This is a genomic window from Myxococcales bacterium, from assembly GCA_016720545.1.
Classification (GTDB): Bacteria; Myxococcota_A; Polyangia; order Polyangiales; family Polyangiaceae; genus JAAFHV01.
The window spans coordinates 88,419-110,849 of the sequence record JADKKK010000011.1 but is presented as its reverse complement, the minus strand read 5'-3'; the positions used below and the strand labels follow the sequence as shown (position 1 = coordinate 110,849).

General features: G+C 70.6%; 16 protein-coding genes and 1 pseudogene. 3 read left to right on the top strand and 14 right to left on the bottom strand.

The features are described from left to right. Positions 1-23: 23 nt before the first annotated feature. A complete protein-coding gene (locus IPQ09_19970) occupies positions 24-767 on the bottom strand; it encodes an MBL fold metallo-hydrolase (GenBank protein ID MBL0196458.1) in 744 nt (247 codons plus the stop codon). A gap of 105 nt (positions 768-872) precedes the next feature. On the opposite strand from IPQ09_19970, the gene IPQ09_19965 reads away from it, so the two are divergent. The 3 genes and pseudogenes from IPQ09_19965 (at position 873) to IPQ09_19955 (ending at position 7,659) form a co-directional block, all read left to right on the top strand. After that, positions 873-4,166 (top strand): transglutaminase family protein, encoded by a 3,294-nt coding sequence (locus tag IPQ09_19965; protein ID MBL0196457.1) that lies wholly within the window; start codon positions 873-875, stop codon positions 4,164-4,166. A gap of 21 nt (positions 4,167-4,187) precedes the next feature. Further along, positions 4,188-6,697 (top strand): annotated as a pseudogene (locus IPQ09_19960) (circularly permuted type 2 ATP-grasp protein). After that, entirely contained in the window at positions 6,694-7,659 is a 966-nt protein-coding gene (locus tag IPQ09_19955; GenBank protein MBL0196456.1) for a transglutaminase family protein, read from the top strand. The pseudogene IPQ09_19960 and the gene IPQ09_19955 overlap by 4 nt, the downstream one beginning before the upstream one ends. 9 nt (positions 7,660-7,668) lie before the next feature. Here IPQ09_19955 and IPQ09_19950 read toward each other — a convergent pair whose 3' ends face one another. The 13 genes from IPQ09_19950 to IPQ09_19890 all read right to left on the bottom strand — a co-directional run bounded on the left by IPQ09_19950 (position 7,669) and on the right by IPQ09_19890 (position 22,364). Further along, a complete protein-coding gene (locus IPQ09_19950) occupies positions 7,669-8,667 on the bottom strand; it encodes an alpha-E domain-containing protein (GenBank protein ID MBL0196455.1) in 999 nt (332 codons plus the stop codon). Then, positions 8,664-10,187, bottom strand: coding sequence for a circularly permuted type 2 ATP-grasp protein (locus tag IPQ09_19945; GenBank protein ID MBL0196454.1), 1,524 nt, complete (start codon positions 10,185-10,187; stop codon positions 8,664-8,666). The genes IPQ09_19950 and IPQ09_19945 overlap by 4 nt, the downstream gene beginning before the upstream one ends. 79 nt (positions 10,188-10,266) lie before the next feature. Continuing rightward, positions 10,267-12,555, bottom strand: coding sequence for a hypothetical protein (locus tag IPQ09_19940; GenBank protein ID MBL0196453.1), 2,289 nt, complete (start codon positions 12,553-12,555; stop codon positions 10,267-10,269). A 61-nt stretch (positions 12,556-12,616) separates the two neighbouring features. Further along, positions 12,617-13,960 carry a peptidylglycine alpha-amidating monooxygenase gene (locus IPQ09_19935; GenBank protein MBL0196452.1) on the bottom strand — a complete coding sequence of 448 codons (1,344 nt, stop codon included), beginning with the start codon at positions 13,958-13,960 and terminating at the stop codon, positions 12,617-12,619. A 101-nt stretch (positions 13,961-14,061) separates the two neighbouring features. Next, positions 14,062-14,631 carry a hypothetical protein gene (locus IPQ09_19930; protein MBL0196451.1) on the bottom strand — a complete coding sequence of 190 codons (570 nt, stop codon included), beginning with the start codon at positions 14,629-14,631 and terminating at the stop codon, positions 14,062-14,064. After that, positions 14,628-15,464: an arsenite methyltransferase gene (locus IPQ09_19925; protein MBL0196450.1), complete on the bottom strand. Its 837-nt coding sequence runs from the start codon at positions 15,462-15,464 to the stop codon at positions 14,628-14,630. Before IPQ09_19925 ends, IPQ09_19930 begins: the two co-directional genes overlap by 4 nt. A gap of 113 nt (positions 15,465-15,577) precedes the next feature. After that, on the bottom strand, positions 15,578-16,009 hold the full coding sequence (locus tag IPQ09_19920) for an arsenate reductase ArsC (protein MBL0196449.1): 432 nt from the start codon (positions 16,007-16,009) through the stop codon (positions 15,578-15,580). Beyond that, complete coding sequence (arsB, locus tag IPQ09_19915) at positions 16,006-17,142, bottom strand: ACR3 family arsenite efflux transporter (protein MBL0196448.1); 1,137 nt, start codon at positions 17,140-17,142, stop codon at positions 16,006-16,008. Before arsB ends, IPQ09_19920 begins: the two co-directional genes overlap by 4 nt. 55 nt (positions 17,143-17,197) lie before the next feature. Then, entirely contained in the window at positions 17,198-19,045 is a 1,848-nt protein-coding gene (arsA, locus tag IPQ09_19910; GenBank protein ID MBL0196447.1) for an arsenical pump-driving ATPase, read from the bottom strand. 5 nt (positions 19,046-19,050) lie between these two features. Continuing rightward, positions 19,051-19,434 (bottom strand): arsenite efflux transporter metallochaperone ArsD, encoded by a 384-nt coding sequence (gene arsD, locus IPQ09_19905; protein ID MBL0196446.1) that lies wholly within the window; start codon positions 19,432-19,434, stop codon positions 19,051-19,053. Positions 19,435-19,495: 61 nt separating this feature from the next. Further along, positions 19,496-19,843 (bottom strand): winged helix-turn-helix transcriptional regulator, encoded by a 348-nt coding sequence (locus IPQ09_19900; GenBank protein ID MBL0196445.1) that lies wholly within the window; start codon positions 19,841-19,843, stop codon positions 19,496-19,498. A gap of 82 nt (positions 19,844-19,925) precedes the next feature. After that, positions 19,926-20,954 (bottom strand): hypothetical protein, encoded by a 1,029-nt coding sequence (locus IPQ09_19895; GenBank protein ID MBL0196444.1) that lies wholly within the window; start codon positions 20,952-20,954, stop codon positions 19,926-19,928. Between the two features lie 87 nt (positions 20,955-21,041). Continuing rightward, positions 21,042-22,364, bottom strand: a complete 1,323-nt coding sequence (locus tag IPQ09_19890) for an SUMF1/EgtB/PvdO family nonheme iron enzyme (protein ID MBL0196443.1) — start codon at positions 22,362-22,364, stop codon at positions 21,042-21,044. Positions 22,365-22,431: the final 67 nt, after the last annotated feature.

The window sequence follows — 22,431 nt, the reverse complement described above, 5'->3', positions numbered from 1 at the left end:
CGGCGCTTTTCCGACGCGAGATCTCACGGAGCAGGTCGACGGTCGACGGGCGCGGGGAGCCCCGCGATGAGCCTGGCGACCGCCTCGCGCGCCTCTCCCAAAATCGGCCGACCGTGGCCCGAGAGCAGGTTGTCGTAGTCGAATCCCGCCGCGTGAAACGCGCGCAGCGACGCGTGCGCGAGCGCGAGGTCGGAGGTGAACGCGGCGAAGGGCGGCGTGAGGCCCTGCACCAGGGTGAGGGGCGGTCGCGCGGCGAGCAGCATGTCGCCGGTGAGGAGCGTGCGCGTGGGCTCGTGCCGGAAGAACACGGAGCCCTCGGTGTGCCCCGGCACGGCGTGGACGCAGAGTCCCGCGACGGTGTCCCCGTCTTCGAGCGCGCCGTCCACCTGGAGCCGCGCGGCGGGCAAGAGGTTCTCCACGTGGGCGAACGCCCTGGAGACGAGATCGGTGCCTTCACCCGGCCGCATCGGAGGGCGTTGCGCCTCTCCGGCGAGCACGCGCGCGTCGGCGTGGTGCGCGTAGATCTTCACCCCGTAGCGCTGGAGAAACGCCGCGTTCCCGGCGTGGTCCGAGTGGCGGTGGGTGAGCAGCACCCCTGTGACGTCGCGCGGGCCCAGCCCGGCGCGGCGCAGCTCCCAGAGCAGCGTGGCGCGCTCGGCCCAGTGCCCGGTGTCGACGAGCCACCGGTCGCCGACGCCGCCGTCCAAAAGAAAAACGTTCGAGACGACGAGGCGGTGGAAGTGCCGGATGCCAGTCGGAGCGCCCATGGGCTCCAAGGTACCGCGGCGGCGCGCGCGCGTGGCTCCACCGCCCCGAGCGCACCGCGTCCTGGCCGTAAGAGCGCCCCGTCGCGTACCCTGGCGACCCGACCCATGACCATCCACGTCGCCTTGCACCACCGGACGACCTACCGCTACGCGCACCCGGTCGCGCTCGGGCCTCAGAGCGTGAGGCTGCGCCCAGCCCCGCACTGCCGCTCGCGGATCCTCAGCTACGGGTTGCAGGTGCTCCCCGCGGAGCACTTCCTCAACTGGCAGCAGGACCCTCAATCGAACTACATCGCTCGGCTCGTCTTCCCGAAGAAGACCCGGGAGCTCACGATCGAGGTCGATCTGGTCGCTGAGATGGCGTCGATGAACCCCTTCGACTTCTTCCTCGAGCCGTACGCGGAGCGGTTCCCGTTCGAGTACGAGGCGTCGCTCGAGCGCGAGCTCGCGCCGTACCAGCGGGTCCTCGACGACTCGCCGCTGCTGGACGCCTATGTCGCAGGAATTTCCCGCGCGGGCTGCTCGACCAACGACTTCTTGGTCGAGCTGAACCAGCGCCTGAACTTGGCCATCGAGTACCGCGTGCGCATCGAGCCCGGGCTCCAGACCCCCGATCAGACGCTGGAGCTCCGATCAGGCTCGTGTCGCGACTCGGGGTGGCTCCTCGTGCAAATCCTCCGGCGGCTCGGCTTCGCGGCGCGCTTCGCGTCGGGATACCTCATCCAGCTCACCGCCGACACGAAGCCGCTCGAGGGGCCCGCGGGGCCCGCCGAGGACTTCGTGGACCTGCACGCGTGGTGTGAGGTGTATCTGCCGGGCGCCGGGTGGATCGGGCTCGACCCCACATCCGGCCTCCTCGCCGGAGAGGGGCACCTGCCGCTCGCGTGCACCGCGGAGCCGGCCCTCGCCGCGCCGGTGAGCGGGCTCGTCGACGCGGTGGAGACGACGTTCGAGCACGCGATGAAGGTCACGCGCGTCCTCGAGGTCCCGCGCGTCACGAAGCCGTACACCGAGGACCAGTGGGCGAGGGTGCTGTCGCTCGGTCGCGAGGTGGACGCCGAGCTCCTCCAGGGCGACGTGCGCCTCACGATGGGCGGTGAGCCTACCTTCATCGCGAAGGACGACCTCGACGCCGCGGAGTGGAACACGGCGGCCTTGGGGCCCACGAAGCGCGCGCTCGCGCGCGAGCTCTACGAGCGGCTCCGCGAGCGCTATGCGCCGACCGGGCTCGTCCACTTCGGGCAGGGCAAATGGTACCCGGGTGAGCCGCTGCCGCGCTGGGCGCTGAACCTGTACTGGCGGCGCGACGGCGAGCCCCTGTGGAGCGACGCGACCCTCATCGCCGACGAGGCGAACCCGAGCGGCGCGGACGCCCACACCGCACGAGCGCTGCTCGCGGGGGTCGCCGCGCGCCTCGCGCTCGATCCGAAGCACGTCTTCTCCGCGCACGAAGACGCCTATTACTATCTCTGGCGCGAGCGCCGGTTGCCAGTGAACGTCGATCCGCTCGCCTCCCGCCTCGACGATCCGCTCGAGCGCGCGCGGCTCGCGCGCCTCTTCGCGGGCGGCCTCGACGAGCCGGCCGGCCACGTCCTGCCGATTGCCTACGATCCCGCGACGCGCGAGTGGAAGACGAGCCCATGGTACTTCCGAGGGGAGCACTGCTGGCTGGTGCCCGGCGACTCGCCGATGGGGCTCCGCCTCCCGCTCGACGCTCAGCCGTGGATCGCTCCCGCCGATCGGGGCAAGCGGCCCCGTCCCCCCCACCGAAGGCGGGCTCCCCGGTCGCGCGGTGGTCGCGCGGCAAGCAGGGAGGCGAAGCCCAAGGCCGCGCGCGAGCGCTCGCCGAAGGTGGGCGAGTCCGCCACGTGGGTCACGCGCACGGCGATGTGCGCCGAGCCGCGCGCAGGCGTGCTGTACGTGTTCATGCCCCCGGTCGACACGCTCGACGACTACGTCGCGCTGGTCACCGCGGTCGAGGCGAGCGCCGCGGAGCTCGGCGTGCCCGTGCTGCTCGAGGGCTATACGCCGCCGCGCGACGCGCGCCTCTGCCACCTCAGCGTGACCCCGGATCCAGGGGTCATCGAGGTGAACATCCACCCCTCGGCTTCGTGGGACGAGCTCGTCTCGCGCACGATTGACCTCTACGAGGACGCCCGCCTCTCGCGCCTGGCCGCCGAGAAGTTCATGATCGACGGACGGCACGCCGGCACCGGCGGCGGCAACCACGTCGTCCTCGGGGCGAAGACCCCCCTCGACTCCCCGTTCTTGCGGCGGCCCGATCTGCTGCGGAGCCTCCTCGCCTATTTTCACCAGCACCCCTCGCTCTCCTACCTGTTCTCCGGCATGTTCATCGGCCCCACCTCGCAGGCGCCGCGCGTCGACGAGGCGCGCGACGACGCGGTCTTCGAGCTGGAGATCGGCTTCCGCGAGGTGACGCGGCGCATGAAGGAGTCGCCGGGTGAGCCGCCGCCCCCGTGGCTGTCGGATCGCCTGTTCCGCGATCTGCTCGTGGACGTGACGGGCAACACGCATCGCGCGGAGTTCTGCATCGACAAGCTCTACTCCCCCGACGGCACGGCGGGGCGCCTCGGCCTCCTCGAGCTGCGCGCCTTCGAGATGCCGCCGCACGCGCGGATGAGCGTGACGCAGGTGCTCCTCCTGCGGGCGCTCGTGGCGCGCTTCTGGAAGAAGCCGTTCGCCCCCGCGCGCCTCGCCCGCTGGGGGACCGCCCTCCACGATCGCTTCATGCTCCCGCACTTCGTCTGGCAGGACTTCGAGGACGTCCTCGGGGAGCTCGTGGACGCCGGCTACCCGTTCGAGGCCGAGTGGTTCGCGCCGCACTACGAGTTTCGCTTCCCACGGTACGGAGGCTTCAATGTGCGCGGGATCGACGTCGAGCTGCGCGCGGCGCTCGAGCCGTGGCACGTAATGGGCGAGGACGCGACCCCGGGAGGCACGGCCCGCTACGTCGACTCGTCGCTCGAGCGGCTCGAGGTGAAGGTGACGGGGATGCCCGCGGAGCGCTTCGCCGTCACGTGCAACGGGATCGCCCTCCCGCTGCAGGCGATGGGCAAGAACGGCGAGCACGTCGCGGGCGTCCGCTACCGCGCGTGGCAACCGCCGCGCTGCCTCCACCCGCACATCCCGGTCCACGCGCCGCTGACCTTCGACCTCGTCGACCGGTGGACCCGCCGGAGCCTCGGCGGCTGCGAATACCACGTCGCCCACCCCGGCGGGCGGGCGCACGACACGCGCCCCGTCAACGCCCTCGAGGCCGAGGGGCGCCGCCGAGCGCGCTTCTCGCTGACCGGCCACACCCCAGGGGAGGTTCGGCCGAAGACTCTGCCCGTGAGCCCCGAGTTTCCACATACGCTGGACCTTCGCCGAGCCGACTGAGCCCATCGAGAGCCAGCACAGATGCCCACCGAGACTCTTCTCCAGGGATACGAGCCGTCGACGTCGCGCTACAACGAGCTGCTCGACGACGCGCGGAGCCCGCGCCCCCACTGGCGCGCGTTCCTCTCGCGACTTGGCGGGTTCTCGCGTGAGACGACGGCGCAGCGCGCCGAGTTCGTCCACGACGCGATCGTGTCGGACGGCGTCACGTACAACGTGTACGCCGATCCTCAGGGGACGAGCCGCGCTTGGGAGCTCGATCTCCTCCCGTTCATTCTGCCGCCCGGTGAGTGGGAGGGCATCGCCGCGGCGGTCGCCCAGCGAGCGAGGCTCCTCAACGCCGTGCTCCGCGATCTCTACGGGCCGCAGAGGCTGTTCGCGGAGGGCTGCTGCCGCCGGCGCTCGTGTTCGGCCAGCGGAGCTTCCTCTGGCCGATGCAGAACATCGCGCCGCCCGACGGGGTGCTGCTCCACCTCTACGCCGCCGATCTCGCGCGCTCGCCGAACGGCAAGTGGTGGGTGCTGTCGGATCGAACGCGGAGCCCTTCGGGGGCAGGGTACGCGCTGCAGAATCGAATGACCCTCTCTCGCGCGTTCCCCGACGCGTTCCGCGATCTGCACGTCGAGCAGCTCGCGCCGTTCTTCAAGGCCCTGCAAGACTCGCTCTACCGGCTCGCGCCGACGAGCAGCGAGCCCCCGCTGGTCGCCCTGCTCACGCCCGGCCCGTACAACGAGACCTACTTCGAGCACTCGTTCCTCGCCAGATATCTCGGCTTCCCCCTCGTCGAGGGGCAGGACCTCATCGTGCGTGGCGATCGCGTCTACCTGAAGACCCTCCGCGGGCTCCGCCGCGTGCACGCGATCTTGCGACGCCTCGACGACGACTTCTGCGACCCCGTGGAGCTACGTGCCGACTCGGCGCTCGGCGTCCCGGGGCTCCTGCACGCGATCCGCGCCGGCACCGTGGTCGTCGCGAACGCGCCTGGCACGGCGCTCCTCGAGACCGGCGCGTTTGGTGGCTTCTATCCCGCCGTGAGCGAGCGCCTCTTCGGCGAGAAGCTCGCGATGCCCTCCATCGCGACGTGGTGGTGCGGCGAGGAGCCCGCCCTCGACTACGTGCTCGGGCACCTCGACGAGCTGGTCATCAAGCCCGCGTACCCGTCGATGCGCTTCGAGCCCACGTTCGGGCACTCGCTCGACTCCGCCGATCGCCGCGCGATGGTGGAGCGTCTGCGCGCGCAGCCCCACGCCTACGTCGCCCAGGAGCGCGTCCACCTCTCGCAGTCACCGAGGTGGGGCGGTGACGGACGGCTCGTGCCGAGGGCGACCACCCTCCGCGTCTTCGCGGTCGCGACACCGAGTGGCTACTTGGTCATGCACGGGGGCCTCACGCGCGTGGCGCCGCAGGACGGCGATATCGTGTCCATGCAGTGGGGTGGTACCAGCAAGGACACCTGGATCCTCGCCGACAAGCCCGTCGCGAGCATCCCGCTGCGGCGACCGCGGCTCGGCGTCCAGGACATCGCGAAGAGCGCAGTCGACATCGCCTCTCGCGTCGGTGAAAACCTCTATTGGATGGGGCGCTACGCCGAGCGGTGCGAGGGCCTCGCGCGCCTCCTCCGCGCGGGCCTCGTCCGGATCGCCGACGACTCTCCGGACGAGCACGCCGCGATCGCGTCGCTCACCGACGTCGCCGTGCGGCTCAAGGTGTTCAAGGTCTACGAGGCCTCCGGCAGGTCCGGGAAGGCGAAGGCGCCGCCGGCACCGAACCTCGTCGCCGCCGTGGTCGACGCCTCGATCCCCGGCGGCCTCGCGGCCAACGTGATACGCCTCCACTCGTGCGCGAACCAGGTGCGCGAGCGCATGTCCACCGACAACTGGCATGTCCTCAATCGTCTCTTGAAGCGCATGCCGGGGCCCGATGCGCAGCTGGGCGCGGCGCTCGAGTCGCTCGACGAGGTCATGCTCGCCTGCGTATCGCTCGCCGGCTTCGCGCTCGACGACATGACGCGCGACGACAGCTGGCAGTTCATGCTCCTCGGCCGCCGGCTCGAGCGCCTCGCCCACTTCGCAGGCGTGATAGCCCACGTCCTCGAGTTCAACGAGGACCGCCGGGTCGAGTCTCTCGAGTGGCTCCTCGAGGTCGCGAACAGCATCGTCACGTTCCGCGCGCGGTATCGCCGGAGCCCCGAATTGCTGCCGGTCCTCCACCTCGTCGTGCTCGACGAGAGCAACCCCCACGCGGTGCTCTTTCAGCTCTGCGAGCTCGCGGAGATGCGCGCGCGCCTCCGCGCGGAGCTGGGCGGGGCGCCGCTCGAGGAGGACGACGGCCTGGTGACGCTCACCGAGGCGCTCCGTTCGTTCTCGCTCGAGGGCTTCGAGCCCGAGTCCGGTGAGTCGCTGGAGGCCGCCTGCCTCGCGCTCTCGAGGCTGCTCTTGCAGGCGGAGCAGGTCGCCCTTGGGCTCTCCGACGAGCTCCAACGCCGCTTCTTCAGCCACGCGGGCGCCGCCACCCCTTCGGTGAACCCATGACGACGCGCTCCACGCCCCCGCGGACGTCGCCACCGACCGTCAAGACCTACATGGTCGTCCACGACACGGCCTACACGTACGAGCACCCGGTCGGGCTCTCGCGCCAGATCCTCCACCTTTCGCCGCGGACCATGCCGTGGCAGACGTGCCGAGCCCACTCCCTCACCATCGCGCCGGAGCCCCAGATCCTCGCGGCGACGGACGACGCGTTCGGGAACCCGACGACGTCGTTCGTCATCGAGAGCGATCACGCCTCGCTCTCGGTGCGCGCCGAGTCGAAGGTCGAAGTCACCGCGCGGCCCACCCCCGACGACGCCGCGACCCCCGCGTGGGACGCCGTCCGGACCCGCCTCACCTACCGCGCGGGCCGCCGCCCGGAGCCCGCCGATCTCGAGGCCGCGCGCTTCCTCTTCGAGTCGACGCGGGTGCGCAACAACCGCCAGCTCGCGGCCTGGACCGCGCCCCTCTTCCCCCCGGGCGCGCCCATCCTGGCGGGCGTGCGGGCGTTGATGAATCGCATTCACTCCGAGTTCACCTTCGACCCCACCGCGACGACCGTGTCGACCCCGGTGCTCGACGTGTTCACGAAGCGGCGGGGCGTGTGCCAGGACTTCGCCCACCTCATGTTGTCGTGCCTCCGCTCGATCGGCCTCTCGGCGCGCTACGTGAGCGGGTATCTGCTCACGCGCCCGCCTCCGGGCCGGCCGCGCCTCGTTGGGGCAGACGCCTCTCACGCGTGGGTCTCCGTGTATTGTCCGGGGCACGGCTGGGTCGACGTCGATCCCACGAACAACCTCTTTCCTTCTCTCGAGCACGTGACCCTCGGCTGGGGCCGTGACTACGACGACGTCATCCCCCTCCGTGGAGTTCTGCTGGGCGGCGGGGACCACGAAGTCTCCATCGCCGTCACGGTCGCGCCAATCGAAGAGTACGCCTCGATCTTCAACAAGCCGCCGCCGTGAGCGCCGAATTCAGGTGCTCGCCGTGGCGTCCGCGCTCGACCTGCGCTCGTCCGGGGAGACGTGACCGAAGAAGTCGTAGTGGAACGCCTCGCAGGTCGCCGCGAGCCCCTCGATGAGGTGCGTGAGCATGGCGTGCGCCTCGTCGCGCCCGCGCGCTCCATCCTCGCTCAGCGTCCGCTCGAGGTGACCAAGCTCTCGCTGCGTGCGCGCGCCGATCGCGCTCCCGCCTGGGCGCACGCGCTTCAGGCCGTGCGCCGCGCGGTCGAGGCAGTGGCGCACCGAGCGCGGGAAGGCCTCGTCGTGGAGGAGGAAGTCGACCGCGTGTGCGCCCGACGGGATCCCGCGGGTGCGCTTGAGGAACGGCTCGGTGGCCGAGCAGGAGCGCAGCAGCGCCATGGCGTGCGCGGTCTCGATCGGCGTGCCGATGGTCTCATGCGCGTTCGGCCCGAGCATGTGGTACCGCACGTCGATCATGCGCACGGTCTGACCTGCGCGCTCGAGATACATGCCGAGCCGCACGAAGTCGAACGGCTCTTCGTGCAGCATCGTCCCGTACATGACGCCCCAGAACAGCGCGGCGAGCTCCTGCATCCGCAGGTAGAACTGCTCGCGATCGCTCGACCAGAGGCGGCGCCCCTGCCCACCCTTCGCCCACTGGAAGAACGAGTTCAGCGTCTGCCACATCTCGAGGCTGACGATCTCTCTCGTGGTGCGCGCGTTCTCGCGCGCCCAGAAGACCGAGTTCGCGAGGCTCGCGGGGTTCCGCTGATCCCACGCCATGTACTCTTCGACCCGCTCCCCGTCCGTGAACGCTGCCTCGCCGACGTGCTCGCGAAACCTATGCTCTTCTCCGGCGACGACGACCACCGGGCGCCACCGCGAGAGCGCCTCGATGGGCACGTCGAGCACGAACGCACGGTTGACCCGGAGGAGGCGCGCGGTGCTCTCCATGCGCTCGACGTACCGGCCCAGCCAGAAACAGCTCTCCGCGACGCGCGACAGGATCATTGCAGCACCCACGTGTCCTTGGAGCCGCCACCCTGGCTCGAGTTCACGACGTAGGAGCCCTCGACGAGCGCGACCCGGGTGAGCCCGCCGGGGAGCACCCAGGTGTCCTTCCCGGTCACCACAAAGGGGCGCAGATCGACGCGGCGCGCGACGACCTGCCCGTCGATGAGCGTGGGGCTCGTCGACAGCTGAACGAGGGGTTGGGCGATGTAGTTGTCCGGGTTGTGGCGGAGCTTGGCGGCGAACTCCGCGCGCTCGCGCGCGCTCGCCATGGGCCCGACCAGCATCCCGTAGCCGCCCGAGCCGTTGACCTCCTTCACGACGAGCTCGTGCAGGTTCGCGAGCACGTGCTCGAGCTCGTTCGGGCGACCGCAGAGGAGGGTGTCGATCTGGCCGAGGATAGGCTCCTCCGAGAGGTAGAAGCGGATCACGTCGGGCATGTACGGGTAAATCGCCTTGTCGTCCGCGACGCCGTTGCCGGGTGCGTTCGCGAGGGTCACATTGCCCGCGGCGTAGGCCTTCATGATGCCCGGCACCCCGAGGAGGCTGTCCGTGCGGAAGAACTCGGGGTCGAGGAAGTCGTCGTCGATGCGTCGGTAGACGACGCTCACCCGCTGAGGGCCTGCGGTCGTCTTCACGTAGACCTTCGCGTCGTCTACGAACAGATCGGAGGCCTGCACGAGGGGCGTGCCCATCCGCCGCGCGAGGAAGCTGTGCTCGAAGTAGGCCGAGTTGAACGGCCCCGGAGTGAGCACCACCATCGCGCCGTCGTCGCAGGGCGTGGGCTCGACGGCGCGGAGCGCGTCGCGCAGGCGCATCGGATACTCGTCCACCGAGCGGACGTGCGCGTGCTGAAACACATAGGGGAGAAAGCGCTTCATCATCGCGCGGTTCTCGAGCACGTACGACACGCCCGAGGGGGTTCGCGCGTTGTCCTCGAGGACGAGCAGCTCACCCTTCGCGTCGCGGATGAGATCGATCCCCGCGATGTGGACGAACACGTTCGACGGCGGCGCCAGGCCGCGGAGCTTTGGCAGGTACCCTGGACACTTGAGGAGGAGCCCCTCGGGGATCACCTTCTCTTTGATGACGCGCTGCTCGCCGTAGATGTCGAGGAGCAGCGCGTTCAGCGCCGCCACGCGCTGGACGAGGCCGCGCTCGACCCGATCCCAGGCCGCGCCGTCGACGACGCGGGGGACGAGATCGAAGGGGAAGATGCGCTCGCCGCGCTTCTTGTCGGAGTACACGTTGAACGTGATCCCTCCCTTGAGGAAGGCGCCCATCGTCAGGCGCTGACGCGCTCTCAACGCGGCGCGGCCCACGGCGTCGAGCAGGCGGACGATCTCCGTGGCGTACGGGTGCGGCGCCCCTCCCGCCGCGAAGCACTCGTCCGACGTGTTGGGCAGGAGCTCGTAGTCGGCGAACACGGGCTCGGTCGCCTGCTTTTCTCCGCCGTTCGTACCGCCTCGCTCTCTCACGCAGACCTCATCCGCTCGACGCTCCCGGAGACTCCCCACCATTACAACATCTCCGGCCGGCACCGACCACGCGATCCGCGGGGGCCCAGCGAGCGAGCCCGGCCGAGGCCTGGAGATGAGGTCAGGGCGTCGCCGAGAGCGCTGCCCCGCGGCGCTCCGCGCGCTCCCACATCCGCACGTACCCCTCCGCCGAGCGGAAGAGCGGCTCCAGCGCGGCGTCGGTGACGCCCATGCGGCGCGCGTCCTCGACGAGCTCGGGCATGAGCCCGATGTGCACGAGGCCCTCCGAGTTGAAATCGACGGCCCGCTCCCCCAAGGTCGGCGCCGTGAGGGTGACGTCGCCGGCGTACGACTTGAACGGGTAGGTGACCGGGTTCGCCTGCGGCTTCGTGCACCTCGCCAGCGCGCCGAAGCGCGGGCCCGGCGCCCCCGCGAGCCCATTCAGGTCGAAGCCGAAGCCCTGCGCGCGGTACCCGCCCGCCGCCGCGATGGCGTCGAAGCGCGCCGCGAACGCCGCGGAGAAGGCCGCTGGATCGCCGTCGCTGCACCGCGGGATCCCGAGGGTCGAGATGCCGCCGAGCGCGTAGAGGCGCTTGTTCGCGTTGCTGCCGTGCGTGCCGGCCGCGGGGTAGTCGTTCTTCACGAGCAGCTCCACGGCGCGGGCGTAGGAGCGCTTCGGGAAATGGTCGATCTCGAGGATCATTCCCCGGCGCATCATCTCGGTGATGAGCCCCTCGCCGAGCGGTGTGAGCCCCGCGTTCTGGCAGTAGTCGCCCTTCAGCGCGGGCTTCTTGAGGTCGTCGACGTGCGGGAGCAGCGCGCCGACCGGGGCCTTCTCGAAGCCGGAAAAGTTCAGGGGCGACGGCGCGTCGTAGACCTCGCGAGGTCGGTTGATGCCGCCGAACGTGACGTCGCCCCGGTCGAACGGGGCCGGGATCGTCGCGTCGCAGTTGTTTGTGAAATTTGAGTAATGTCCGCTATTTATGAAAGAGCCGAGCTCGATGAAGCCGCGGTGCCCGTCGCCGGCCGAGAACGCGTTGTCGAACTTGTGCACGGGGAAGAGCACCCTCACGCCGCGCGCGTAGATGTGGTCGAGCTTCGCGCGTACGGAGGCGGCGTCGCACTTGGGGTAGCCCGGCCGCGCCGGGAGGAAGCAGTCGAACAGGTTCGAGGTCTCGATGCCGAGGACCACCGCGAGCTTGCCCTGTCCGATGACCTCGCGCGCCTTCGCGGCGGACGTGACCACGCGGAACCACCCGCGGCCGGGCCCGCCCGACTGCGCGTCGACGTAGCGCTCGAGCGCGTAGGTCTCGTCGATCTCGCGCTCGGCCGCCTCCATCTCGTTGCACGAGAGGCGCTTCTGCTGCGCCCGGATGCCGTTCATCAGCTCGCAGAGCACCTGGTTGCTCGTGGCGTGCTGCACGAGCAAGCGGAGGCCGCCCAGGTACGCGCGCTCGATCCACCGGTAGTACTGGGTCTGATGGGTCGAGTTCTTCACCGCCCGGGGCCAGTGGGTGAACTTCGGATAGCCCGCGGTCTCGTGATCGAACTCGGGGACGCGCCCGCTGATCAGCGCAGACGTCGCCTTCCCGATGTCGAACTCGTCGCCATTGTAAAAGTAGCCGAGCACGTCGCTGCGGCCCTCTTCGCCGTGGAACGGCGAGCAGTCGGGGAGCGCGTGCTCTACGCCGAGGCGGTGGAACGGCGAGCCGTGGAAGGTGCCGCCGGCGCCGAACCCAAAGTTCGAGAACAGGTGCGAGTGGGCGTCGACGACGCCGTACAGCGCGCCGTCCGCGAAGCGGGTCTTCGTGACCTCGCCGGTCGCGTTGACCGACAGCTCGGGGAAGTCGGAGCAGCCCTCGCTCTTCGAAAGCACGACGTCGGCGGCGAGGGCCGCCTCGCGCGTGAGCCCCGCGCCCGACAGGTAGGCGCCGGAGGCGCGATTCTTCAGGCGGAACCGCTCCGCGTTGGAGGGCGATGGCTCGAGGTGCCACTCGGCCGGCGACACGTACCCTTCCTCGTTGCGGAGCGTGTCCGACTCGAGCTTCTTCACGCGGCCGAGCGTGCCCGCGTCGTCGGTGAGGTAGCCCCCGTCGGCGTCGCGCAGGAGATAAGTGCCGAGGTCCGTCGCGCGAAGGTGGAAGCGCGCTGCGGGGCCCGTGGAACACCCACGGAGCTCGAAGTGGGCGCCGTCGCTCGCGCGCGCGACGGTGACCGCGCCGTGGGAGACGGCCGTGACGATGACGCACGCGTTGGCGGCCGTGTGCACGGTCAGCCCCGCGCTCGGGGGCCCCTCCGAGGAGGCGCACTCGTCGGTCGTGCAAGCGAGGGGGGCCGACGCGAGCGCCGCCGCGGCGCACAGCAGCGCGAGCGGGCGGGCGAGCCCAAGGATGCCGCGCGAGGGGGTCATGAGGGCGCGCCGTGGGTGCGGCCCGCGCGTGGCGGGGAGGGAAGGGGGCGCGCCGCTCGCGTCACCGGCACTGCGAGCCGAGCGCGGGGACGGCCCAGGTCCACAGCGCCGTGTCGATACGTGGATAATACATGGTAAACGAGTAGCACATCTCGTCTTCCGTATTTTCGCCGAACTTCACGTCGCGATCGGTCGAGTTCTTCCACGCGCAGCGGGTCTTTACCACGTCGTTGGCATCGAGCGTGGCGGAGATTGGGAGCCAGAACTGGGTGTTGAAGTCCCACCGAGGCACCGAGCCGAGGTCGACCTCGGCTCCGCCCGCGGCCTTCGTGAGCCTCGTCTCGATCGCCGAGCCGAGCTCGTGCATATGGGGCATCGCCGCGAAGACCTTCCGGCCCGCGAGGGCGGCCGGCACCGTGACGCTGCAGGTCTTCTCGAGCTCGCTCTTGCGGGGGATGTCGATCTTCTGCGTGCCGAAGGCCAGCACGTCAGCCTCGAACTGTCGGGGCGCCGACGTGCAGAGCTCGACGCCGCTCGTGTCGGTCTGGCCGACGAGGCGGCGCGCGTTGTTGTAGTGAACTTGCACGACGAAGTTCGTGGTCTGGCCGGCCTTCACGGCGAAGCCGGCCTCGGGGGGCATCACCATGTTCTTGCCGCCCGGGGCCCAGCCGTACATGAGGCGCCACTGCAGCGAGCCACCCGAGGGGCATTTCTGGGGCTTCGTGGGGTACGCGGAGTCCGACTTGAAGATGAGCACGTGGTGCACGATCGACGGGTTCTGGATCCGCGGCGCGATGGCGACGATGTGCTTGTCGGTGGGTGAGGTGACGTTCACGCCGTAGCAGACGTAGTCGTTCGCGTCGGCCTCGGGCATGGTCCAAGGCTCGCTCGGTGCCACCGAGATGTCGGGGGTGCACGCGAGGGGCTCCGTGGGTCCCGCGTCGCCGGGGGGCGGCGGATTGCAGGGCGCGGTCGAAGCGGGGGCGCCCGCGGCGGACCACGCGTCGAGCACGGCCATGTCGGCCGCCGACAGCCGGGGGTTGGGCGCCTGGGGCATCGGCGCGGCGTCGTCGTGGATGCGCTTGACCACCCGCTCGTGCACCTTCTTGGTCGCGTCGCTCGTGGCCGCGGCGATCAGCTGCGCGTGCGTGGTGAGCGGCATCGGCGCGCCGAACTTCGGCGGGCTCGAGTGGCACTTCCAGCAGTTGTCCGCGAGCACTCGCTGCACGTCGCAGGGCAGGCCCTGGCCGGTCGGGCCCGGCACGCTCGCGCTCGTCGTGGGCGTGGGGCCGGCGTCGGTGGGCGTCACCCCGGCGTCGGTGCCGCACGACGCGAGGAGGCCGACGAGCGCCGAAGAGACCAGGGCGACAGACGTGAAGTACGCGCGGTGCATTCCGGTGAGCATGCGCCAAAGTTGCGTACGCGCAAAACCTATCCGCCCGAGCCTCAAAGGTTCCGCTGCCGCCGCCCTTCGCGCCAGGGCGGGCGAGCCCCTTCGGGCTCACTTCAGGTTCCCCGCAGGGCGGAAGCGGCCGCGAGGGCCGAGCAGCTCATGTGCGGCAGCCGCACGGGACGCGTCGCGGCTCGCACGAGAGCACGCGCCCCCGCGCGTCCAGGGCGATGCAGCCCCCCCGCGCAGCAGCACGCGCCCGCGCACGCGAGACTCACCCGACCGAGCACCCGGCGGCCTGCTTCTGTGTCAGGCCCTCGAGCCGAGCCTGCGGACGGCGACGCGAGCATCGCGACGAAGGGGGCCAGGTAGCCCGCCAGCTCCTCTTCGAGGGCGCGGTCGTCGACGTCGCGCGGATCTTCCGCCTCGCGGTCGGCGTGGCCGTCGGCCACTCGGTGCTTCGCGGCGACGCGCTGGTGGTCGACGACCGCGCTCCGTGCGACCTGATAGACCCACGGTCCGAAGCGCTGCTCGTCGCGGAGCCCCTCGAGCCCCCGCTGCATCCGCAGGAAGACGTCCTGCACGACGTCGTCGACGTCCACGTCCGATCGCACGCGGCGCGCGACGAAGGGCCGCAGCTTCGCTTCGAGCTCGCGCCACGCGCCGCGCGCCGCCGGCTCGATCATGCCGAGGTCTCCGGCGCGCAACAGGACGGGCCGCAGCACGACTTCACGCCGCCCGGCTTGACGGCTTCGATGGTGGCCGACGCGACGTAGTCCTCGACCCCCGAGCCGGGCAGCCAGTCGCGGATGAAGTCGCGGCTCTGCTCGTTCACGTCGACGCGGATGCCCTCGAAGCCCGCCACGCGGAGCAGCGCGCGCAGGGTCTCCACGCTCGCCGCGCCGGAGACGCAGCCCGTCAGCGCCGCGACGTCGTTCTCGAGCGACTCCGGGAGCGCCTGGGTCTTCACGACGTCGGAGATGGCGAGGCGGCCGCCCGGCTTGAGCACACGGAAGGCCTCTTGGAAGACCGCCCCCTTGTCCGGGCTGAGGTTGACCACGCAATTCGAGAGGATGACGTCCGCCGTCCCGTCGGCGACGGGTAGGTGCTCGATCTCACCGAGCCGGAAGTCGACGTTCCTCGCCTCGAGCTTCTGCGCGTTGGCGCGCGCCTTCGAGACCATGTCCGGCGTCATGTCCACGCCGATGACTCGCCCGGTCGGCCCCACCTGCTTGGCCGCGAGGAAGCAGTCGAAGCCTCCTCCCGCGCCGAGGTCGAGCACCGTCTCGCCCGGCTTCAGCGCGGCGATGGCATGCGGGTTCCCGCAGCCGAGGCCCAAGTTGGCGCCCTCGGGGACCGCGGCCAGGTCCTCGGCGGAATACCCGAGCGCGAGGCTCGCGTTCGCCCCCGGACCGCAGCTCCCCGGCGCGCAGCAGCTCGCGCCCGTCGTGGAGCGGGCGATGTTTCCGTACTGTTCACGCACCGCGGTGCGAACCTCGTCCTTGGTCTGTTCGTTCATGGTCGTTACCTCCTATTCATCAAGACGGGGGCGTCGCCGAAAGGACGCAGCTCACCGAGCGTCATCGCCCGCATCACCCTGCAGATGGCCGACGCGGGGCAGACTGAGCAAAGTCAGCCGAGGCGCTCCTCTGCTGCGAATCGCTCGAGCCTCCCGCGGAGGGTGTCCCGCGCCGTCCGGAAGCGCGTGAGCAGCTCCTCCGGCGGGATCGCCGGGTCTTGGGTCGCAGGATCGGGGATCGGCCAGTGCAGCCGCCGAGCCTGGCCGAGGAACACGGGGCAGACCTCCTCCGCGCACAAGGTGATCACAGTGTCGACCGCCGCCGCGTCGATCGTCTGGACCGACTTCGAGTGATGCGTGGCGATGTCCACGCCCAGCTCGCGCATGACCGCGACGGCGTAGGGGTTGACCGTCGAGGGGCGGCTTCCAGCGCTCATGACGGGCACCCGGTCTCCGAAGATCATGCGGCCGAGCCCCTCGGCCATTTGGCTCCGCGCTGAGTTCGCGACGCAGAGAAAGAGGATGCCCTTCGCCTCGCCGCTCATGAGGCGCCTGGTGCGGTCGGTGAGGCGGTCGCGGGAGTCGCGGCCTCGAGCGCCGCGACCTCACGCGCCGCAGCGGGGAAGTAGCGGCGCTGCCCCCAGAGCGCGACGTTCACGAGGCCGATGAGCACGGGCACCTCGACGAGCGGCCCGATCACGGCCGCGAAGGCCGCGCCGCTGTGGATGCCGAAGCTCGCGATGGCGACGGCGATGGCGAGCTCGAAGTTGTTGGAGGCGGCCGTGAACGAGAGCGTCGCGGTCTGCTTGTAGTCGGCGCCCACGCGCTTGCTCATGAAGAACGACACCGCGAACATCACGACGAAGTAGACGAGCAGCGGCGCCGCGATGCGGAGCACGTCGAGCGGGAGCTGCACGATCGCCTCGCCCTTGAGCGAGAACATCACGACGATCGTGAAGAGCAGCGAGACGAGCGTGACAGGCCCAATGCGCGGCACGAAGTGCTTCTCGTACCAGTCGCGTCCCTTGGCGCGCACCAGGACGCGTCGGGTGAGGAAGCCGGCCGCGAACGGAATGCCGAGGTAGATGGCGACGCTCTTGGCGATCTCGCCGATGCTGATGTCGACGATCGCGCCCTTCAGGCCGAGCCAGGTCGGCAGCAGCGTGGCGAAGAAGTACGCGTAGACCGAGAAGAACAGCACCTGGAAGATCGAGTTGAACGCGACGAGCCCCGCGCAGTATTCGGTGTCGCCCTTCGCGAGGTCGTTCCACACGATGACCATCGCGATGCAGCGCGCGAGCCCGATGAGGATGAGGCCGAGCATGTACTCGGGCTTGTCGCGCAGGAACACGACGGCGAGCCCGAACATGAGGAGCGGGCCGATGATCCAGTTCTGCACGAGCGACAGCGCCAGCAGGCGTTTGTTGCGGAAGACCTTCCCGAGCTCCTCGTAGCGGACCTTCGCGAGCGGCGGATACATCATCAGCACGAGGCCTATCGCGATCGGGATCGAGGTCGTGCCCACGCTCATGCGGTGGAGCGCGGTCGTGAACCCGGGCGCCAGGAAGCCGAGGGCGATGCCGAGCGCCATCGCGCCGAAGATCCACAGGGTCAGGTAACGATCGAGGATCGAGAGCTTGCCGAGCAGCCCGGCGCGGGCCGGCGCGGGAGTGGTCATGGGGTGTCCGCTGAGCGTCGTCCGCGCAGGTCGTGGCGTGTCGCTCGGGCCGGCTTCATGACGCCCTCCCTTCGGTCGGTTGCCATAGAACCGCCGCTCGCCTGCGGCTCGCTTGCATGTTCGGCGCCGCCTCCACGCGTGGCGCTTCGGTCGGCGCGAAGAAGTCGAGGCGCGGCCTCGCCCCCGCGGGCGCGGACCATGGCACCACGGCGACCCGAGTCGCGAGCGCGGCCACCTCGCGGTGAAACCGCGCCTCGTTCGCGCGGCGCCGCACGAGCCCCGGGTCGGTGATCTCGAGCGGCGTCAGGCTCAAGTTTATCACCCAGGCGAAGGGGCGGATGTCGGCGCGCTCGAGGTCACGCTGGAGCGCCGCGGCCTCGTGCACGGGCGTCGCCTCCGGCAGCGTGACGAGGAGGATCTTGGTGAACGCGGCGTCACGCAGGCGCGGCAGGAGGCGCCGGACCTCCTCCGGCGCCGAGCCCGAGGACCGCAGCACCTCACGATGGTACGACTCGGCCGCGTCGAGCAGCAGCAGGGTGTGTCCGGTGGGCGCGGTGTCGATGACCACGAACCCGCGCTCGCCCTCGTCGACGACGCGCGCGAACGCGCGAAAGACCGCGATCTCCGCGGTGCAGGGGCTGCGGAGTTCCTCCTCGAGCAGCGCGCGACCGGCGGCGTCGAGGTTCGCGCCGGCCGTGCGGAGCACCTCCTCGGCGTAGGCGCGCGTCTCGGCGGCGGGGTCGATGCGGCTCACGCGGACGCCGGAGACCGCGCCGCCCAGCGTCTCTTCGACGTGGGCGGCCGGATCGGTCGTGGTCAGATGCACCGCGTGTCCGCGGCGCGCGAGCTCGACGGCCACGTTCACGGCCACGGAGGTCTTGCCGACGCCTCCTTTGCCCATCGTCATGATCACGCCATGTCCCGAGGCCTCGAGCGCCGGCACGAGCGCGGCCAGCGAAGGGGTCGGCGGTCTGGCCGTCACGTCGAGCGGAGCCGTCGCGGGCGGCGCCGTGGAGGCGGGAGTCCCTCCAAAGAGCTGCCGCAACGCCGCGACGCCGACGAGCCCGAACGGCAAGAGCGGGAGCTCCGTGCGGGACAGCGCAGAGAGGCCCGCGGGCATGGTCGCCATCGCGTCGGCGCCGCGGCGCTCCATCGCTACGGCGACCGGGTCAGCCGCCCCGTCGGCGCGAAAGATCCCATTGAGGACGAGCTCCTGCCGCTCGATCCCGAGCGCCGCGAGCTCGCCACGGGTTCGCTCGGCCTCGCGCAGCGCCGCGACGTCTGCCCTCGACACGAGGACGAGCGCGGTCCGGGCGCCGTCGACGAGCGCGGCACGCGAGCCCGCGTAGAGCGCCTGCTGGGCCTTCAGACCCGCCAGCGGGCCGAGGCACGACGTGCCGCCGACGTTCGCCTCGAGGAAGCCCGTCCACGCGGCCGGCAGCTCGAGCAGGCGCAGCGTGTGCCCCGTAGGCGCCGTGTCGAAGACGACGTGATCGAAGTCCGAGGTCGCGCTCGCGTCACCCAGGAGCTTCGAGAACTCGTCGAACGCGGCGATCTCGACGGTGCAGGCGCCCGAGAGCTGCTCCTCGATGCTGCGCACCGCGGCGTCGGGCAGCACTCCGCGGTACGGACCGACCATCCTCTCGCGGTAGGCGTGCGCGGCGGCCTCGGGGTCGATGTTGAGCGCGTAGAGCCCCAGAACGCCGGTCACCGCGCGCGGCGCCCCGGTGAGCGGAGTCTCGAGCACCTCGTCCAGATTGGAGGCGGGATCGGTGCTGACGAGGAGCACCCGTCGCCCGCGCTCCGCGAGCGCGATCGCCGCCGCGCAGGCTACGCTGGTCTTGCCGACGCCGCCTTTGCCCGTGAAGAAGAGGTTTCTCGGCGCGCGATCGAGGAGGGCCATGCTCTTCAACAGCAGCTCGACTTCGGCTTGACCGCCGCCGCGCCACAGCAGCCGGAGGTGGCGGGCGCCGAGTCGACCTTCTTCACGAGCACGCCCGCGAGCGCGGCGAGGGTCTCGCGCGACGGGTAGGCCCCCTCCACGGCGATGCGGTCGCCCACGAGGACGAGCGGCAGCACCTCCGTGCCACGCCCGAGCGCCTCCTTCACGGCCGGCGTGTCCGCGAACGCGGCGGGCTGCTGCGACAGGTTGAAGCGCTCGACCGTGACGCCCTGCTTCTGGAGCCAGTCGACGTCGGCGGCGAAGCGGGCGAGCTCGGGGTCGACGCTCGGGCCGCAGACGCCGGTGGAGCAGCACATGGCGGGGTCGAACACACGGAGCGTCACGGACATGGGAGGTTCCTTTCGATTATCGGCGATGAACGATGAAGAAGACGGGTGGAAGAGGCCGCCATCACAGCCCCCCGACGAGCGCGCGCAGGCGGCGGAGCGCGTGCGGCTCGATGCAGTAACAGACGCGCGGCCCGTCCACGTCGCCGCGGATGAGGCCCGCGTCCTTCAGCACCTTGAGGTGCTGAGAGACCGTCGACTGGGCGAGCGGCAGCTCGTCCACGATGTCGCCGCACACACACGCGTTCTTTCGGAGGAGGATGCGCACGATCTTCACGCGCGCCGCGTGGCCGAGCGCCTTCGAGAGCGTGGCCAGCTCTTCGTCCGCCTCGTGGCCCTCGACCGGGCGGAGGTCGACCTGCTCTCTCGCCGGTGGGCAGCAGGCATCGGAGGGCTTAGGGGACGAACTCATCGTAAAACGACGATATCTACCCGCGCGGCTCTCGTCAAGTCGGGGCGTAGGGCGCGCGCGCAAGCGAGCCGAGAGCCTCGGACTACCGCACGGCGGCCTTTCGCATCGCGTCGAACGCGCCGCTCGGGAGCCGGTTCGGGTCGTTGCTCACCGCGCCGGCGCCGTCGAGCGACAGCCACATGGCGCGTCGCCGCCACCCGGCGGCGAAGTACACCACGAGGACCTTCTCCCGCTTGTCTCGGCGCGCTCCTTTGCTCCCCACGCGGTACCAGAGGTCCCACGCGGCGGTCTCGTCGGGCTTGTAGAAGGCCTCGAGGGCCGCGCGGCCCGCCTCGAGCGGCGCACCCTCGACCTTGCCGTCGGTGTCGACGTCGCCGCGCGTCCGCTGGATGGCGGCCCACGCGGCGCGCAGGGCCTCGGCCTGCACCTCGCGCGCCCGGCGGGGATCGCGCGCGGTGCGGAGCCGCGCCCGCTCGCGGCTCGCGAAGGACACCAGCGGATCGCGCTTGCGCGTGACGCGGTATCCCGCGAAGCCGACCGACACGATCGCGACGACCAGCAGCAGCGCGAGTCGACGCGGCGCCGCCTCCCGGTGGAGGTGGACCACGGTCGTCACCATGGGCATGAGGAACGCGAGGATGACCACGGTCTCGACGGCGAGGGTGCCGGCGGCGATGGGCACGAAGTCGCGCGCGCCGAGCTCCGGCGGGAACGAGCGCCAATACTGCACGCCGAGCGAGGCGACCAGCAGCGTGAAGCTGAAGAGCGTATAGCCCTTGAAGAGCAGAAACTCGCGCCTCGCCTCCGTGTTCCACAGCCAATAGGGAAAGAGCAGCGGATAGAAGACGTAGTAGAGAAACGGTCCGGGGGGGTGCGCCCGGTAATAGGCTTCGAACGCGAGCTGGTTTCTGAGCAGGCGTCTCGCCAGCCCCGAGCGCGCGGCCAGCGCGTGGGCGGCCTCGCCCGCGAAGAACACGCCGAGCGCGAGCACGATCTGCACGACCGCCGCGCCGACGGGGAACAGCGTGGCGATGCGGACGATCGCGAACGGCGCCGCGGCGAAGAACGCCAGGCGGAGGGCGAAGTCCGCCGTGGAGCGCGCAGTGCTCATCGTCGTGTGCGTCTTGTGCGTGGGGCGCGTGCAGGCGCCCGAAGTGCCTGGCTCACGCGCGTGGCGGCTTTCAGCACCAGCCCGTGACTAGAACTGGCAGCAGCGAATGCCGATGCTTGCGCTCACGTTCCGATCGCGAGGCGCGCTGTCTGCGGCGTCGCATCTCGCGCCGGAACCCGAGTCGTAGCTGCCGCCGCGGATTCGGCAGTTGGAGCCCAGGGCGGTGCCATCGCAGGAGTTCTCCCACTCGGCCACGTTCCCGCTCATGTGGAAGAGGCCGACGACACCGCCCTGGCAGGAGCGGAATTGCGGCCGGGCCGGGTCGATCGGGACCGAAGTGTACGAGCCAGTGTCGGCGTACTCCGCCACGAGCCATGGCCCCCCTGGGCTGGTGTTGCAAGGCGCTGGCGGCATCGGGCCGCTCATGTACGTGGGCCCGTACGGATAGGCGTTGGCGCCCTGGGCGCTGCACGCGTTGTACCAGGCGTCCTTGTCCGCGCGGGTGAACGCCGTGGCGTACTCGGCGGCCGGGATCGCCGCGCCGCTCGTGTCGCCGCACAGCACCTTGCCGGCCCACGTGCAGTAGGCGGCCGCGTCGCACCAGTCGACGTTCGTCACCGGCAGGCCGTACGACGTGGACAGAGGTTGCGGCGGCGGCCAGTTCCCATTGGGAACGAACGTGGTGTTCCCGGTCGACGGCGGGGTGCCAGGCGGAGAGCCAGGGGGGGGCGCGGCCCTGCACGCGCCGTCTTGCCTGGTCACGTCCACGTTGGCGCGCAGGAACTTGTCGTAGTCGCCCTTCGTCACCTCGGTCTCGTCGATGCAGTAGGCGCCGCCCGTGGCCTTGGGCACGGTCACCATGCGCGCCGGGCACGCGCACGCCGAGTCGACGAGGTTGCAGCTGAGGCTCTTGCAGTCGCCGTCGGCGGTGCAGCGCCGGCCCGCGCCGCAGCGGACGCACGCCGTGCCGCCGCAGTCGACGTCGGTCTCGTCGCCGTTCTTGACGCCGTCCGAGCAGGTCGGGGAGGAGCACTGCTTATTGGAGGGATCGCAGAACCCGCCGAGGCAGTCTTCCTTGCCGACGCAGCGCTTCCCGTCGGCGCAGCGGTTGCACTTCGGGCCGCCGCAGTCGACGTCGGTCTCGTTGGGATCGATCTTGCCGTTCTTGCACTCGAGGTCGACCGACGGGGCGTCGCCTTGCGCGTCCACCGCCGTGCTGGTGTCCGGGGTCGCGTCGCCGACCGCCGCGTCGATCACGACGCCCGGCGGAAGGAAGAGGACCGCGCCGTCGCCCGAGGTGTTCGTGACCGCAGACGGCAGAGAGCCGCCCCCGCTCGAGCACGCGAGCGGCGCGAGAACGAGGCCCACGAGCGAAGCGACGACCAAGGGACCAAGAGCGCGACGGTGCATGGGAAAAGGGTACCGACTTTGTCGCGCGCGCGCCAAAATCAAGCACACGCGACCGCAAACCGAGCGC